The sequence below is a fragment of the Endozoicomonas sp. OPT23 genome (assembly GCF_009653635.1).
Lineage (GTDB): Bacteria > Pseudomonadota > Gammaproteobacteria > Pseudomonadales > Endozoicomonadaceae > Endozoicomonas_A.
Genome location: NZ_PPFD01000007.1, coordinates 86760 through 102545 on the forward strand (window position 1 = coordinate 86760; position 15786 = coordinate 102545).

Annotated in this window: 11 protein-coding genes (1 of these 11 cut by a window edge); 5 read left to right on the plus strand and 6 right to left on the minus strand. The window is 48.0% G+C overall.

From position 1 onward, the window contains the following. Nucleotides 1–3279: the start of a LamG-like jellyroll fold domain-containing protein gene (locus EOPP23_RS17335; protein WP_194842661.1), read on the minus strand. It extends 22500 nt beyond the left edge of the window; only the first 3279 of its 25779 coding nucleotides appear in the window; it begins with the start codon at nt 3277–3279; its stop codon lies beyond the left edge, outside the window. 282 nt (nt 3280–3561) lie between these two features. Here EOPP23_RS17335 and EOPP23_RS17340 point away from each other — a divergent pair, with 282 nt between their 5' ends. After that, on the plus strand, nt 3562–4398 hold the full coding sequence (locus tag EOPP23_RS17340; protein ID WP_153767269.1) for a MoxR family ATPase: 837 nt from the start codon (nt 3562–3564) through the stop codon (nt 4396–4398). 11 nt (nt 4399–4409) lie between these two features. Continuing rightward, the gene (locus EOPP23_RS17345) at nt 4410–5591 is read left to right on the plus strand and encodes a VWA domain-containing protein (RefSeq protein WP_153767270.1); all 1182 of its coding nucleotides are present in this window, start codon (nt 4410–4412) and stop codon (nt 5589–5591) included. 122 nt (nt 5592–5713) lie between these two features. Here the strand turns inward: EOPP23_RS17345 and EOPP23_RS17350 are convergent, their stop codons facing one another. Beyond that, a complete protein-coding gene (locus EOPP23_RS17350) occupies nt 5714–7024 on the minus strand; it encodes a cytosine permease (RefSeq protein ID WP_153767271.1) in 1311 nt (436 codons plus the stop codon). A gap of 37 nt (nt 7025–7061) precedes the next feature. Further along, complete coding sequence (gene cobB / locus EOPP23_RS17355) at nt 7062–7763, minus strand: Sir2 family NAD+-dependent deacetylase (protein WP_153767272.1); 702 nt, start codon at nt 7761–7763, stop codon at nt 7062–7064. Nucleotides 7764–7831: 68 nt separating this feature from the next. On the opposite strand from cobB, the gene EOPP23_RS17360 reads away from it, so the two are divergent. Next, nucleotides 7832–8278, plus strand: a complete 447-nt coding sequence (locus EOPP23_RS17360) for a hypothetical protein (protein WP_153767273.1) — start codon at nt 7832–7834, stop codon at nt 8276–8278. Nucleotides 8279–8326: 48 nt separating this feature from the next. On the opposite strand, the gene EOPP23_RS17365 is transcribed toward EOPP23_RS17360, so the two are convergent. Further along, nucleotides 8327–9709, minus strand: a complete 1383-nt coding sequence (locus tag EOPP23_RS17365) for a hypothetical protein (protein ID WP_153767274.1) — start codon at nt 9707–9709, stop codon at nt 8327–8329. Nucleotides 9710–9975: 266 nt separating this feature from the next. Between EOPP23_RS17365 and EOPP23_RS17370 the strand changes: the two genes are divergently transcribed. Then, nucleotides 9976–11331, plus strand: a complete 1356-nt coding sequence (locus EOPP23_RS17370) for a metallophosphoesterase (protein WP_153767275.1) — start codon at nt 9976–9978, stop codon at nt 11329–11331. Nucleotides 11332–11414: 83 nt separating this feature from the next. Here EOPP23_RS17370 and EOPP23_RS17375 read toward each other — a convergent pair whose 3' ends face one another. Next, nucleotides 11415–12221, minus strand: coding sequence for a hypothetical protein (locus EOPP23_RS17375; protein WP_153767276.1), 807 nt, complete (start codon nt 12219–12221; stop codon nt 11415–11417). Between the two features lie 148 nt (nt 12222–12369). Further along, nucleotides 12370–14211, minus strand: coding sequence for a beta-ketoacyl synthase (locus EOPP23_RS17380; RefSeq protein WP_153767277.1), 1842 nt, complete (start codon nt 14209–14211; stop codon nt 12370–12372). 319 nt (nt 14212–14530) lie between these two features. On the opposite strand from EOPP23_RS17380, the gene EOPP23_RS17385 reads away from it, so the two are divergent. Next, nucleotides 14531–15535: a GlxA family transcriptional regulator gene (locus EOPP23_RS17385; RefSeq protein WP_153767278.1), complete on the plus strand. Its 1005-nt coding sequence runs from the start codon at nt 14531–14533 to the stop codon at nt 15533–15535. The last annotated feature ends 251 nt before the right edge of the window (nt 15536–15786 follow it).

Consider the following 15786-nt stretch of genomic DNA (forward strand, 5'->3'; position numbering starts at 1 on the left):
CAGCTGCAGACGAGTCAATATCGACTGAAAGTAGCCCTGATCCGTATAATGAGCCGCACGTAACGAGACTGCAGGATAATTTTCAACTCGATTTAGAAGATTGTTTCTACGCTGCTCCCTGCCGTCAGCTATTCGCTGCCAGGCCTGATTTGCTTCAATACTGACGGGTAATCCTGCGGCTTTGGCTGCAAACGTATCCGCAAAAAAGTCGAGTTTGTTGACTATCGATCCTGGTGAAACAGCTTGTTCTGGCAGCACACCTGGCCTGCCAGGATGAACATATTCGGTTGCTTCAGAGCACTCGTTACCTGTCAGTTCTGCAAGATGCGACTGCCACCTGAGGCTATAAAGTTCCTGCCAGTATTCTGAAGGGTTTAGCTGGGCATTCAGTAATCGACCGGCAAGGCTAAGAATACTGGTTTCGATATACGTTGCAGGCGTTGCACCACTTGCTCTTGCCTGACTTTCAGCAAGACTGCTGGCGGTACTTCCCGCATCAGGCCGAACAGGGTTAAGCAACAGCGTTGCGCCCCTGTCAGTAATTGTTACATCTTGCTGGAAGTCTTCAGATGCTGACACCAGTATGGAGATGTCTTCAGGCAGCTGACTGCTGTACGTTGTCAGTTCAGTATTATTCAACCTTGTCATTGCAGCCCTGGTGGCAGCAATGACATGACTGACTGTCTCAGGTGTCAGCAGACTGCTGGTAGCACTGAGGTCGAAGTTAACATCAAATTGCAGACGTACCTGAAAGCGTCCCAGTTGCTCGGTACGATAAGCGAAGTAATCATCACCCACTTCTACACCGGCTGCTTCCAGCGACTGGAAATAACTGTCCAGAATCTGTCGGCTAAACCGTCTGTGATAGCTTTCAGACACATCCAGTGGCTCAAACCGTTCGGTTACCGAAGCACTGGATTGAACAATGATATTTTCGCCACTCTGGTCAACCCGTAATTCAAACTGGTGATCGTTCTGATCAGCTGACTGACTCCAGTGACTGCCAATAGAATCTGCACTTAAAGACCGTGTCCATACCCGGCCAGTAACATCCCTGGCAGCAAGCGTTGTAGACACAGTCAGCTGATTCTGTGTGCCACCGGATTGCTGTAAGAGGCGGAGAAAACTATTGGAGAAATCAGCAACCGCCTCTCCCTCTATGATCAGGCCACTATGGTCAACCAGTGTAATGGCATTGAGGGTGTCACGACTATTGAGTACCTGAGCTAAAAGGGCCGATAAATTCTGGTAACTATGTCCGGCAAAATAAACCTCACCGTCCAGTGACTGGTCAAACTGGCCAATCAAAACAAGGTCAGTACTGACACCAGTGGAGAAAGCATCTGCTGTTATCAACTGACTTATGATATAGCGATTGTTATCTCCAGAACCGAGCAGTTCGCCGTTCCCTGAGCCCGACTCCGAGCCTGATTCAGAGGCGATTGTCACTGCATCGTGTCCGCAGCGCGAACCGTAGTAGGCCAGATAGAAATCACTGACCTCGCGACTAGGCGGTTCACTGTCCAGAGATACCAGCTGTATCTTTTCAGCTGACTGTTCAGCAATGCTGTCAGAAACAACATGATTCTGAATCGGCAGGCGGCCATTGGTCATTCCGCTACCACGGAGATAAGACGTCCTCATCTCATTGTCCGGACTGATCAATGGTGTAGCCAGATCATTGGCAACCAGTAGCTGACTTAGCATTTCCGGTCCGGTCAGCCAGGGAGTTGCCAAAGACTCCGGAGCAATTCCTTCCAGACGATAATGACTCAGAGCCAGCTGGGATAATCCACTTTGTTGCTGCGATAAGCTATTGACCAGCGAAGGTTCCCGGGCCTCAACCAACTCAAGTGATGACAGCCTGTTAATCCCGGTATCATCTATAAAGCGATATCGTCGTTCGATTTCTGTCTTGACCAGATCAGTGAAACCGGACGCCTGATTGCGAGCCAGCACACCTGGTTCAAGTTGGCCATCAACAAAATTGGTTGCAGGAATACCCGGAATTGATTTTGAGCCACTGAGTGAAACAAAAACATCACGCCAGCTGGATAAATTTGAAAATTGATTCTGAACCGTATCGATCAGTAGCTGGTGGCTCTGCCTGCTTCTTTCGACAGCCACCGGCAAATAGCGCTGCTGCAGCTCGATGACCTGACTGCTGCCAAGAGCTTCTGTCAGCGCCAGCTCTGTTATGAGTAGCTCAATAAACGACCGGGAATAGAAAGGTCGTTGCTGCACGTCATTCTGATAGACTGTTTCGCTGCCAGAGCCACTGATCTCTGTGTCAGTGGCTGCAGAACCACTGCCAGAGCCGTCCGGATCAAGTACCCGGTCAAACTCAGTCAGTACCTGATCAACCAGTTCTGTACGAACACCAGGCAACTGCCATGAGGTAATCAGCCAGCCATTATGACTTGCCAGCAATTGCGTACGTACCAGATCCGCTGCAGATTCTTCGTTCTGCCTGAGACCCAGCTCCTGATAATAACGATTTTTAAGTGCTGTCGTTTCAACTGTCCATAACTGCTCAATATCCATAACCGAGATGGCAGTATCGCCAGCAAGATTCAAGCTGGCTATCCATGAAGTCAGGGAGTTCTGATGTGCCGTCAGAAGCGTTGAAAGCTGACTGCTGGTATAGCCATAATCCTGAATCAGAACATCGGTAACGGCATCGTTAAAAGAACGTCCCTGAACCTGCAACCCCTGAATTTTTCGGTAGGCCTGATTCTGATTGAGAATTAATCGATGACTGTAACTTTCGATATAATCTTCAACGAATTCACTGGCCGCTGCACTGGAAGCCGTATCAACTTTATTCTTGATAGCGTTTCTTAATTCGATGGCAAGGCGGCCTTCCTGGTTATTCCATATACGCAGGGATTTTTCCGGATTAAGCTTTCTCCAAACTTCAACCATGGCCGTGAGAGCCGTGTCCGTATGGTCTGGAACAACGATATCCAATTCATTAGGAACATCAGTCCAAACCCCGGCAAGGCCTGACTCCAGACTGGAAAGAATTGGATCAATTCGTTGGCTGGTTCTGGGATACTGATTCTTAAAAGCCTTCAAACCGGTATAGAAATCAAAGGCAATGGAATAGGCATGAACAAGGTTAAGATCAGAACTATAGTACCTTTCTAACAGCGTACTCAGCTCAGTAATGCTCTCGGTGCTTCTGAGAGTTCTGGATAAATGATGATTTATGAGCCTCTGCCAGTCGTTCAGGCTAATCAGTTGCTCGGATAACTGATCATAGGTACGTCTGTTCACAGCCATGCCCTCTTGAAACTTTTCTTATTAAAATGGTTACTAATTTCTCACAACTCAGACCCATAAAATTAATATGAGTCGTGATTCACTTATATAAATCTGAATACAATAGTAGAGAGAAAAACTAGACCAGAAAGTTCAAAGCTGCTAAGCCGAGAAACTAAAAATGTTAACAAGTGGATGAGATAGACTGTTTTGCCATATTCCAGAAAGCAGCTGTCTGAGGTAAAGTGCTCCGACGAGCAAAAGCCACTACAGCAAAAACAACAATAAAGACTGACCATGAAATTCGACTCTACCCGCAGCTACATCGCCACCGATGAGCTGAAAACTGCCGTAAATGCCGCTATTACCCTGCAACGTCCACTGCTGATAAAAGGTGAACCCGGAACTGGGAAAACCATGCTGGCCGAACAGGTGGCTGAATCACTGGGCAAAAAACTGCTGCAGTGGAACGTAAAATCCACAACCAAAGCCCAGCAGGGACTTTACGAATACGATGCAGTATCGCGACTGAGAGATTCACAACTGGGTGATGACCGGGTTCATGACATCGGCAATTACATTGTCAAAGGCAAACTCTGGGAAGCCTTTGAAGCCGATGAGCAAGTGGTACTGCTGATTGATGAAATCGATAAGGCTGATATCGAATTTCCCAACGACCTGTTACAGGAACTCGATAAAATGGAGTTCTATGTTTACGAAACCCAGAAGCAGGTAAAAGCAAAACACCGCCCGATTATTATCATCACCAGTAACAATGAAAAAGAGCTGCCCGATGCTTTTCTGCGTCGCTGCTTCTTCCACTACATCCGCTTCCCTGACCCGACAACAATGAAAGAGATCGTCGATGTTCACTATCCGAACCTGCGACAGGAACTGGTATCAGAAGCCATGCAGATGTTCTTTGAGCTGCGTGATATTCCCGGGCTTAAGAAAAAGCCATCAACGTCTGAACTGATTGACTGGTTGAAGCTGCTGAACTCCGACGATATTCCAGCGGACATTCTGCAAAGCAACGACAGCCGCAGTGCCATCCCTCCTCTTTACGGTGCCATGGTGAAAAACGAGCAGGATATTCAGCTGCTGGAACGTCTTGCCTTTATGACCCGACGTTAACGGAGGCTGTTATGCTGACCAGTTTTCTGGACACCGTCAGAGCCTTTGGCGTGCCTGCCAGCACTAGAGAATATCTTGATCTGCTGAATGCTATGAAACAGCATGTGGTGGTTGCGGATAATGAAGCCTTTTATCAGCTAGCGAGAGCGGTACTGGTCAAGGATGAGCGCCATTACGACCGCTTTGACCGCGCCTGTCAGGCCTTTTTCAAAGGTATGGATTCCGTCGAGGACCTTCTGGAAGCTGCTATTCCTGAAGAATGGCTTCGCTCGGAGTTTATTAAACAGCTGACCGATGAAGAGCGGGAGAAACTGAAGGCCCTCGGCAACCTTGAAGAGTTGATGGAAACTCTGAAGAAACGGTTGGAAGAACAGAAAAAGCGTCACGCTGGCGGTAATAAATGGATAGGCACTGGCGGTACCTCTCCTTTCGGCGCTTATGGCGAAAACCCCATGGGCGTTCGCATTGGTCAGAAAGAAGGCCGTAACCGCAGTGCGGCCAAAGTCTGGGATAAAAGAGAGTTTCAGAACCTGGACGATGATGAACGTCTGGGTTCACGAAACATGAAAATGGCACTCAGACGTCTTCGCAAGTTTGCCCGTCAGGGTGCAGCTGAAGAACTTGATCTGGACGACACCATTCAGTCCACCGCCAGCAAAGGTTTGCTGGATATCAAGCTGGTGCCGGAACGACGTAACTCGGTAAAGGTTCTTTTGTTTATGGACGTCGGCGGTTCCATGGATATGCATATTCGTATCTGTGAAGAACTGTTCTCGGCGGCTCGTTCAGAGTTCAAACATATGGAGTTCTTCTACTTCCATAACTATGTCTATGAGCATCTCTGGCAAAACAACTATCGTCGTCACAGTGAACTGACCCAGACCTGGGACCTTATTCATCGTTTTGGCAAAGACTATAAGGTGATCTTTGTCGGTGATGCTGCCATGTCCCCCTATGAAATCACCTCTGCCGGAGGCAGTGTTGAGCACTGGAATCAGGAAGCTGGTCATGTCTGGATGCAACGGCTGCTCGAGCACTTTGATCAGTGTGTCTGGCTAAACCCTGTTGAACAGAACAGCTGGCACTATACCCAGTCCACCGAGATTGTTCTGGAACAGATCGAAGACAGAATGTTTCCTCTGACCGTGAAAGGTCTGGAACAGGCGATGAAAACCCTGACGTCGAATCGATAATCCTCATTTTTCACGAGCGCAGCGATTAACTGTGGCTCCAAAGCTTGCTTTGGAGCCCGCATTATCTTGTTTTTAGAAAATCTGCGAATTGGGAAAGACTAGTTTAACGGTTTGAAAACATACTATATATGATTGGATAATATCATTAATAGAAATGAGCCGAACACCATTATCAACGGTGTTGGCCAGTCAGCCGGCATCAAACTGTAAGAAATACCTGAGACAAAAATTATAATCAATGCACGGGCACGAAAACCCTTGTTGTAGCTGTATACACCATTGGGTTCATACAGTTCTTCTACATCCACCTGCCAGCATCTGCTGACCAGGTCGGCCAGCATCACACCGGTAATGGCTGGAAACAGCCATGCCAGTCGAGTCACATTATCAAGATAATTGTTTACGACTGCAGGAAAGCAGCTAAGTAGGATCGCAGCCAGACTAATCAACAACGTGCACCGCGCTCTGGACCACTGCTCCATTACATGATTAAACGACAAACCACCGCTATAAAGATTAATGATATTGATGGTCCAGTTGTCAAAAACAATCAGGAGCAATAAGGCTGCAGCCGCTATAGGGCTGGCCAGCATAGACAGAATATTCTGAAACAACTCGTTTACCGAGCCGCCTGTTATATAAATAGCGTAAGCACCTGTGAATGCCCCCACACCTACTCCCAATGCAGAGCCTGCAAGCGCCCCTGACCAGAGTCTTTTCAGTGAATATTGATAGCGGGTAAAATCAGCGGCATCGGTCATCATCGTCAGCATGCTGACGAAAACGCCATTGAACCAGCTGATTAACAGCAGCCAGTGAGCATCAAACTGAAACTCAGGTTCTGGCAGCCGCCATCCGGATGTTTGCATCAGTGAACAGAGCAGATAAACAATGCAGAAAATTTTGATGGGAAAAGCCCAGGCAAAGACGTTCCTGAGCCAGCTATAACCCAATACAGCCACCAGCACCTGCAAGCAGGCGAATAACAATGAAACAGGAATAAGATCGACACTGAAGCCAAACCAGTCAAGTACCGCCTGAATGGCCAGCCCACCAGCAACTGTCTGAAACGCAAACCAGTAGATAGAACATATGACTCTGAGCGGTGAAGTTAAATAACGCCCTCCCCTGTACCCGAGGCTGACCCTACAGGCCATCTGCCCAGTAATGCCATAGTCGACACCAATACGTCCCAGCAGTAGAAACAATACCATGCTCAGCATGACACCTGAGCCTTGTACCAGTATTACTTCATAGACGGACAGTCCATCAGCGACGGCCATCGCTGAGGTCAGAATCGTTCCGGGATTAATCAGGTAGTTCACCATGATCAGAAGGCTGTCTTTTGCACCAGCCTGCTGATCCTGTTTCGCCACCGGGTTAGTGCCGTAGCTTTCACGGGCACTGAAAGGATCCATGCGTTCTTTCGACAAAGCAAAACCCTGAGAGTTAGCAGTCTCAGGTAGACAACTATCTCTTCAGTGAGTTCAGAAAGGCAGGAACACAGGTTGTTGCCGAGCCATTAATAACTTGATCAAAACGGGAAGCATTACTGCCCGGGTCAAGGTTGATCTCAACGGTATGAGCACTAGCAGCACTGGCCTCACCGAAGAATCCGGCGGCCGGATAGACATTACCGGACGTCCCTATGGCTATAAACAGGTCACATTCAGCAAGGGCATCATAAATTCTGTCCATTTCCAGAGGCATTTCACCGAACCAGACAATATGGGGTCTTAGATTACCCTCAATACCGCAGCAAGGGCATGGTGTTTCGACCGACAGATCCTCCTGCCATTGAAACACCTGTTCCGAATCCTGACAGCGTGCTTTCAACAACTCACCGTGCATATGAATAAGGTTGTTGCTGCCTGCTCTTTCATGCAGATCATCAACATTTTGGGTAATCAACAAAAAGTCACCCTCGAAACTTTCTTCAAAATCAGCCAGTGCTTTATGGGCTGAATTGAAGGTCACTTCCGGCAGTTGCTTACGGCGGGCATTGTAGAAAGACTGCACAAGCCTGGGGTTTCTTGAATAGCCTTCCGGAGTAGCCACTTCTTCAACCGGGTGATTCTCCCAGAGGCCATCGCTGGCTCGAAAAGTCTGAATACCGGATTCCGCCGAGATACCAGCCCCAGTGAGTATCACGATGGAGTTAAATCTAGCCATATTTATCGGAACCTAAGTCGAGAATAGCAGTCTATCTTTTCACCTAACAAAAGAAAGCAGGTGTAACCATGAAGCAAGTAAACCGTATATTACCAGCAATACTCATGTTCAGTTGCCTGGCTCTGGCTCATGAAGGTGTAGAAATTGATATAAACAGTGCTGAAGCATTTAACCCTCACTGCTCTTACCGAGTCTACATTGATGAGCTGAAGACCAGCAGCGAAGCGATGCAGGTGTCGGAAAATGAACTTAAAATAACTGCCACTGTTGATGTCGCTCGTTACACAGACATCAAAAAACAGGTCATGCCTTACACTCTGGATTTAACTATTCATGCAGAAAATAAAACGTCGGCTACAACATCAAAAGATCTTCCAAGTATTAAAGAGATGACTCAATATAAAGACATAGCTCCAGAACAGAGAACAGGAACCCCACCATGGGGAGCAGGTGATTATCGCCAGGCACTCTCCGACAACTCTTATATTTACCAGCATTCCTGCAAAGAACAGTAAACTGCTATATCAAGGAGCCGGAACTTATATCCGGCTGCTCTTTATTATTTACTTGGAGTAACTTGTCTCAAAACTAACCGTTTTCGAAGATCCTGCAGGAATCGTTACCAGCAAAGTGTTATGACTCTCCTTCACAGCACCTTCGATGTCACTGATGTCACTCAGCGAATAGTCTCCGTCCACCAGCAATAGTTTGACCGCTTCCTTATTGTCGTTCTCAACCGTAATCTGCCAGTCGCTGGTCATCTTTCCGTAGCCTTGTTTCTGACTCAGCAGCTTCTTTGTTAAACGAACAGCCAATGCCTGTCCTACCGGAATAACTACCGGGTCACCTTTAATAGTACGGGGAAGATAGCTTTCACCGGTAATCAACAGAGCTCCGGAATCAGCTTTGTTATAAATTCTGACACTGCCTTCCGGGAAATCCCTTTCAGCGGTGAAACGATAGCTGAGCGAAGGTTTTTCTTTCTGCTCCTGCCCCCCCCGGTATGAACGACCATAGAAACTGTGTTGATAGATTTTCTCTACCTTCAGCTGATCATTTTTATAGAGAGAAACCTGCTCCATAGAGTGAGGTTTCAGGGTCGTTCCCGACGGCATTGCAGTTACCAGCATTTCCCCCTTACGTTCAGGCATAACATCGGCGCTGCTCTTCATCGCCATCACTTCGCCTGCGAACCGGTTGTTAAACGATGACTGTCCGGTATCACCCGACACCAGATAGATACTGGAATTACTGTAATCAATGGCACTGTCATTAAACAGCAGTGAAGTCAGTTCCATTCTTGCTGATTTATTGCTGTTAATCGTCATACGATACTGGTTACTGTATCTGAGACCGGATGTGATATAGGAAAGTCTCAGCGAATCTGCTTTTGACGCTTCGTTAAAACTGGCGCTAAGGCTGGGCTGAAAATCGCCTGCCAGATAGGACTCTTCTCGTGCTGCCAGCCTGATGCCCTGAGGATCACTCCAGTCAATCAGATACTGTCTGCCATTGGTGCCCTGTACCAGACCAAGTCCTCCGTCGTAAGAAATCAGAGTTCCCTGTACCGAGACATTCAAACCGCCGCCGATCAGTTCAACCTGCTTACCTACCAAACTATGGTATAGGCGTTCTCGCTCGAGTCCACCCTGTTTCCAGGTAAGGCTGTCAGGCGACTGCCATTTACCAGCCATATTGAGTTCCATCTCAATACTGTTCTGTTGCCAGAGTTTACTGATGCCCGTTAGAGTGACCTGTCCTTTGTCGTTCAGCGAATTTTCAAAGACCTGATTGACCAAGGCTCTGTTGCTATAGATAGATAGCTGACTGCTCTGAGCTTCCTTCAGATTAACCAAACCGGTAGACGAAGCCTGCGCCATACTGCCCGACAGTACTACTACCGCTATCAAGGCTTGCTGACTGCCTTTACTCAACACCCTGTCCATAGTAAACCTCTCATAATCAGCCATGCGTGAATCAATATTCACAGTAAAAAAGCAATGCGATTCAGAATGACCAGTTAGCCTGAAAAAATCAATAGAGCCTACTCTTGCTTACTTTCTCTCTATAAACATTCTCTCTATACACAGTGTCTTTATAGGTACTGCTCTTATAAACAATGACATGAATAAAGCAGGCTAAGAGCCCAGTTATTAAAACTGTGGCCTATAACGCCGAAGCAGCTAAAAGGAATCAATGCCAGGAACGGCTCATGAATACAATCATTGTCAGTCTGCTTCTTATCCTGTCAGGCACAGCCCTATCTCTGTCCGCACCTGTCAAAGCCGAGGTGATCACTACCTGCCCCAGTGGCATGATTTATCAGGATCAGGTCTGCTATCAACCCTGCCCGGAAGGTTTCTTTGATAATGGCCCAACCTGTCGTGGTGCCTGCCCTAAAGGCTACAGTTGGGATAGCCTTGCCTGCTCCGGTGGTTTTCTCGGACTGGACACCAAAGTGCCGGCATTGCAGACCCGAAAAACGGCTCTACCCAGTACCTGTTCTAGCTCTAATATCAGAAAACCCATTACTCCGGGCGATAACAGCTCTCCCTTTACTCTGATTTTTTCATCTGATCCGCAATACCCCTGGTGGCGTGGTGCACACGACTCGGCCTGCAGTAGTGAAGAGTGCGTTAAAGAGAAAAGTGCAGGTTTGATTGCCGATCAGATTCAATCTATGAACAATATGGTTAATATTCGCTTTAGTGAACGTAACGAGACAATTACCGGAACCTGGCCCGATACCAGTAACATTCCCGCCAGTCGAAGAGACCAGCCTATACCGGACCCACAGGGCGTGGTGGTTAATGGCGACCTCACCGCTTTCTGGCATTCCTGGCAGGTAGAAAAATATATGTCGTTCTATCACCGGAATGACGCCGACCCACTGAACCCTCACAATCTTAAGCTGGATTTCTACCCCGGACTGGGAAACCACGATTACGCCAATAATAAAAATGACTGTTGGTGGCAGAGAAATGCCGAATATCTACCCTATAAGGCCAATGGTTGTGCAAGAAATGCTGCCCATTATATTAAGAAACTGGTGAGTTGTGATCTGGCTCCTAATTTCCCTGATCAAAGCATTACCGGTTTTAACGAAAGCAGCCTTGCCTACTCATGGGATATTGGCAACTATCACTTTGTTCAGTTGCATAATTACCCCGGATACACCTACTCCGACGTCAATGTCAGTGACTCCTACGAATGGCTGAGGTCTGATCTCGAAATCGCACACAACGCCGGTCAGCGGATCGTATTAAATATGCACGACTCCGGCGCAGACTTGTACAGCCTGGCTTTTCGAGCCGCTATTTCCGAAAGAAATGTAGTCGCCATATTTTCAGGTCATTTGCATGAGCAGAACGGTTTTGTTGGCTCCGTCAATAACGGCAGTCAATCCATACCAATTTTCAGAAGTGGCGCGTCAGAGTACAGTACTTTGTTACTGGCTGAATTTGGAGCAAATCATCTAACGGTAGCGGTTGTTGAAACCTTCGATGGCATACCGGTTTTCAGAAACCCTGATAACAGCTATAAAACCAGAACCTTGCTATTCGAGTAGGACTTATTCGAGTAGTGCCTCGGCGTAAGCTATAAACTGAAAAGGGATCCTGCTGGATCCCTTTTTGATTGTCCGACTCTCTATCAATCTTCATTCTCATTAATAACCATCGTTGCAGTTACCATTTCTTCCTCTTCACCAGGCTTTTCGACTTCGGGCTCAACAGGTTGCCCGGTTTTAGCTTCCTGAGCTTTTATTGCAGCTGTTTCGGCTTCAATATCGCCCGGTAAGTCACAAAGCGGCGTGGTTTGGTCATAAGATGGTTGGCCCTGTTCAACGTCATTACACTTCGGATAGTCCGTTAAGAAATTAGACGACTTCTGCCAGGCGGGTACCCAGAGCTGATAATATTCAAGGTTCTGAGTTTCTTTCTTGGTCAGCTGCTTACCACTCATAGCCTTCTTGACCAGAGTATCAACTATCTTGCGCCCTTTGGCTGCTTCTTCAGCCATCAGCTTTTCAGGAGAGGCCCTGAATTGATGGAACGCTGTCGACACAAATTTGCGAACACCATTACCAAGCCCAAGAATGACTGCTCCCGCAATACCAAACTTCAGCGCACCGAGACCAATTGACACACCAATGGCCAGTGCCGATGGCGGAAAACTCAAGGCACCGATGACTGCAGCCACCGTTGCAAACGCAGCACCAACGGCTGCGCCACCGACCAACCCTTTTTTGGCACCACTCTTAAAGCCAGTACCAAAACTCTTGATCGCTTTACCCAGTTTGTTCATTTTACTGAATTTAAACTGGGAGCGGACTTCCGCCGGAGACAGTTGATAAACATGTCGAAAGTTACTCATCCCGGTTTCAGGAACACTCAGATCACCTGATTTGTAGTGAACCGGAGGGATGTAGGCATTGAATGATGGTTTAATCCCGTTCATGTGACACTCCTTGTCTTTATCGTTTTATTTGATTTACAGGGAGTTTACTGAGGGGAGCGAGGAAACTGCATAACAGGGCTGTCAGGCGTGCTAACAAAAAGGGGAACCTGACAGGCTGAATAAGATCAGCCCGTCAAGCTATTGATATTTAATCTATTTCCCAGAAAGGATTGCTTGCATCCAGATTAACAGCCTTGCCGAATCCGGGTACTTTCAAAGCCTTATCGGTAAATTCCAGATGCTCTTCGTTCAGAACACCTTCACCAAACTGATAGATAGGAGAAGCATCACCACTGACCTGAAGTTGCTCATGAGCCTGTTGCCTGGCTTCAACCTGCTCAGCCTGCTGCTTCCAGCCGGTCATAGCCTGCTTACCGTGCTTGGCTGACAGCAGTTTCTCGGTCACATCCGGACTCATCACCAGAGCTGTCGCGTTATTACCGCCAAAGCCTTTGGCATTGATCAGCGACATATCCATGGCACCGGTTACTTCCTGATGCTGCTGCAGGATATTCAGGTGACTGTGATGAACATCATCAGCAATACCATCAATGGTACGAATACCCGGAATCAGGCCGCTGTGCCAGACACCCAGTGTCGACATCAGCTGATCACCCGCCGCCACACCAATGGAGTGACCGACATAGCTTTTCACGGCAGCTATGGACCAGCTGTCCATACCAAAGACTTTGGCGGTCTCATTCAGGATATGGGACTCAGTAACCCGATTCTGTGGCGTACCGGTACCGTGAGCCTGAACAAAGCTGCGCTGACGCAGTGATTCTTCACCCAGAATGGCTCGACCCAGAGCAGCTGCTCTGGCTACGGTCAGGTAATTACCAGCACCCGGCGCAGAAATAGACTTCTTATAACCATCCGCATTGACGAACACATCAGCCACAGAGCCGAGGATAGAGGCACCACTGGCCATCGCCAGCTCATCATCCATCAAGACAAAGTACTGGGAAGATTCGGCAATGGTGAAGCCAGCATTATCCGCAAAAGGACGACAGGCACGACGCCACTCCGGATTTTCACCGGTAGCCAACCCTTCCAGCTTTCGCAGAGCATCATCTGTAGCCAGAGCACCCATGGTGCTGTAGCCATCCATAATTTCCGGTGTGATAGGCGCTTCACTGTTACCAACAATAACCAGTCGACGCTTGCCGCTGCGGATATCATTCACGGCCATTTGCAGGTTATAAAGCAGGGTCGCGCAAGCTCCCATCGAGGTACCGGTGTTACCCAGCGAACCAAGAATGTAAGCATTGATAAAGTCAGCGGACATTTCCGCAAAGCCCAACGGACATTGCTTGGAAGTAACCCGCTTACCCATCAGGCGTGCTTTCATCATGCCGCCATAGCCGTTGTAATCCAGCTGGCTCATGGCACTGCCGGCGTAAACGGCAATTTCTTCCGGTGCCAGCTGATCTTTCAGACCCAGCCAGTCCAGACCGGACGACTGCATGGCATCAGAAGCACCGAAAACCGTCATAGCAAGGGATCTTGGGTGGTGACGGGATTGATACAGTTCATCCGGCTTAAAGCCGGTAGGCAGCTGTCCTGCCGCATTAACAATACCGGCACGGGTCGATGGCAGCATCAATGGCTGAGTGTCGCTGAAGGTCACACGAATATGTTTACCATCAGCCAGTTCTTCCACCTCCCAGCCAGCAGGCATAGGAGATGGCAGCCTGCGTTTAGGCAGGATCAGCTCGGAGCCTTCTCCGGCTTTCAGCGGGTGATTATAATCCAGTGCATTATTATCAAACAGGTTGCCTTCCAGTTTTCGTACCAGACTGCCAGCCAGAATTTCATTAGCCGAAGCAGAAGCATCCAGCCCTCGAATCTGGGCCAGTGCTGCCAGTGTTTCTTTCTGTTTCTGCTGGCTTAACTGATCGAACACCAGACGATGATAGCCATGGAATCCGGAGGTTCGGCCTGCCGGGCTGATACCGCCCTGAGCAACAATTACAGGTAGACGTGACAAGATTAAGCTACTCCAAATTCAGCTAGTAAACGGCATGAAAAAACCAATGGCGCTTGTTAAAACATTTCTGCTTGATGCGCTTATGCAAAACGTTTGTTCAATGTCCATGGCTGCCGTGATCAATAACTAGTCTTAGCACTTAATAACTAGCGCTTAATAAATTGTGATGGGGCTAGTGTAATCTCGCTGTCACAAAGCGAACTGTATATTTTAGCCATTAAGGTGTACTTTATAGCCAAAGTAACATTTCATAACCATCAACACTGATTAATGTTCACTCAACAATCCTCTAAACAACCCTTTAATAGGTACACCTGTTTTGCCTCAAAGCCTGCCCATTCATCGAGTATTGATCCCTTTGCTGGATCATATGCTGACCACCAGTATCAGTTTGCCACTGGAAATGATTCAGGCTGGCATGACCTACAGCAGACTTAATGGCACCCGAAACACCGTCGAAACAAAACTTTGTTCAGAAACGCTGGGAACAGTCAAAGCGACTGGTGGCATATCACTATGCCCGGAGCTTACCTTCGAAGACTCCGGAACAGCTGATCTGGTGGTCGTACCCGGGCTCTGGCGAAACCCGTTACCCGTGGCGAAAAAATCCCCGGCCTTTATTCAATGGCTGAAAAACCAGTATGAACAGGGAGCAACCTTCTGTGTGATTGGTACGGGCGTTACCTTTATGGCAGAGGCGGGCCTGCTTGAAGGCCAGCCTGCAGCAACACACTGGTACTTTCTTGATCGTCTGAAGCAGGAGTACCCGAATGTTGATTTCAAACCCCACCATCTGATTACCCGTTCCGACCGTATTTTCTGTGCCGGCAGTGTCAATTCCGGTGCCGACCTGATGGTGCATCTGATCGGTCTGGCTATGGGCGAGAGAGTCGCTCATAAAGTAGAGCAGCAGTTTTCTCACGAGATACGCCGGCCACTGGAGCAGATTCTCTATACCTCTGAGCAGGCCAGTGTCCACAGGGACGAAACCATTATTCAATTACAGGAATGGTTACAGCAGAGCTATCAGGAAGATGTATCACTCACTCGAATGATCGAAATCACCGGCCTTACCCAGCGAACGCTCAGCCGGCGTTTTCGTGAAGCGACAGCGATGACACCAATAGGCTACGTTCAAAAACTGCGGCTGAATATGGCAACAGAATTGCTCAGAACCACAGACCTGACCATTCGGGAGATCAGCACCCAGATCGGCTATACCGATCCAATTCATTTCAGTCGGCTGTTTCAAAAACACTTCCACCTGAGTCCATCCGACTTCAAACGCAGCGTCCGTGGCAAGCTGTTTTATCTGAACCAATAACATTTCGTATCAATATACTTACTGATTCACTACCCTGACCGCTTTATACCGCAGCCGTTTTTGCATAAGCTTTGCGATTATATTTTTCGGGTTCAAAGGTCTTCTCTAGGAGCCTGTCGGACTTAGCCGACCGTAGCGAGAAAAAGTCCGGTTTGAGACAGTTTTTATGATCATTTGAAGCGAATAGCGAGCTATTCAACGAAAAGGATCATAAAAAATGGCCAAATCCGGCTTTTTCGCAGTAGGTTAGT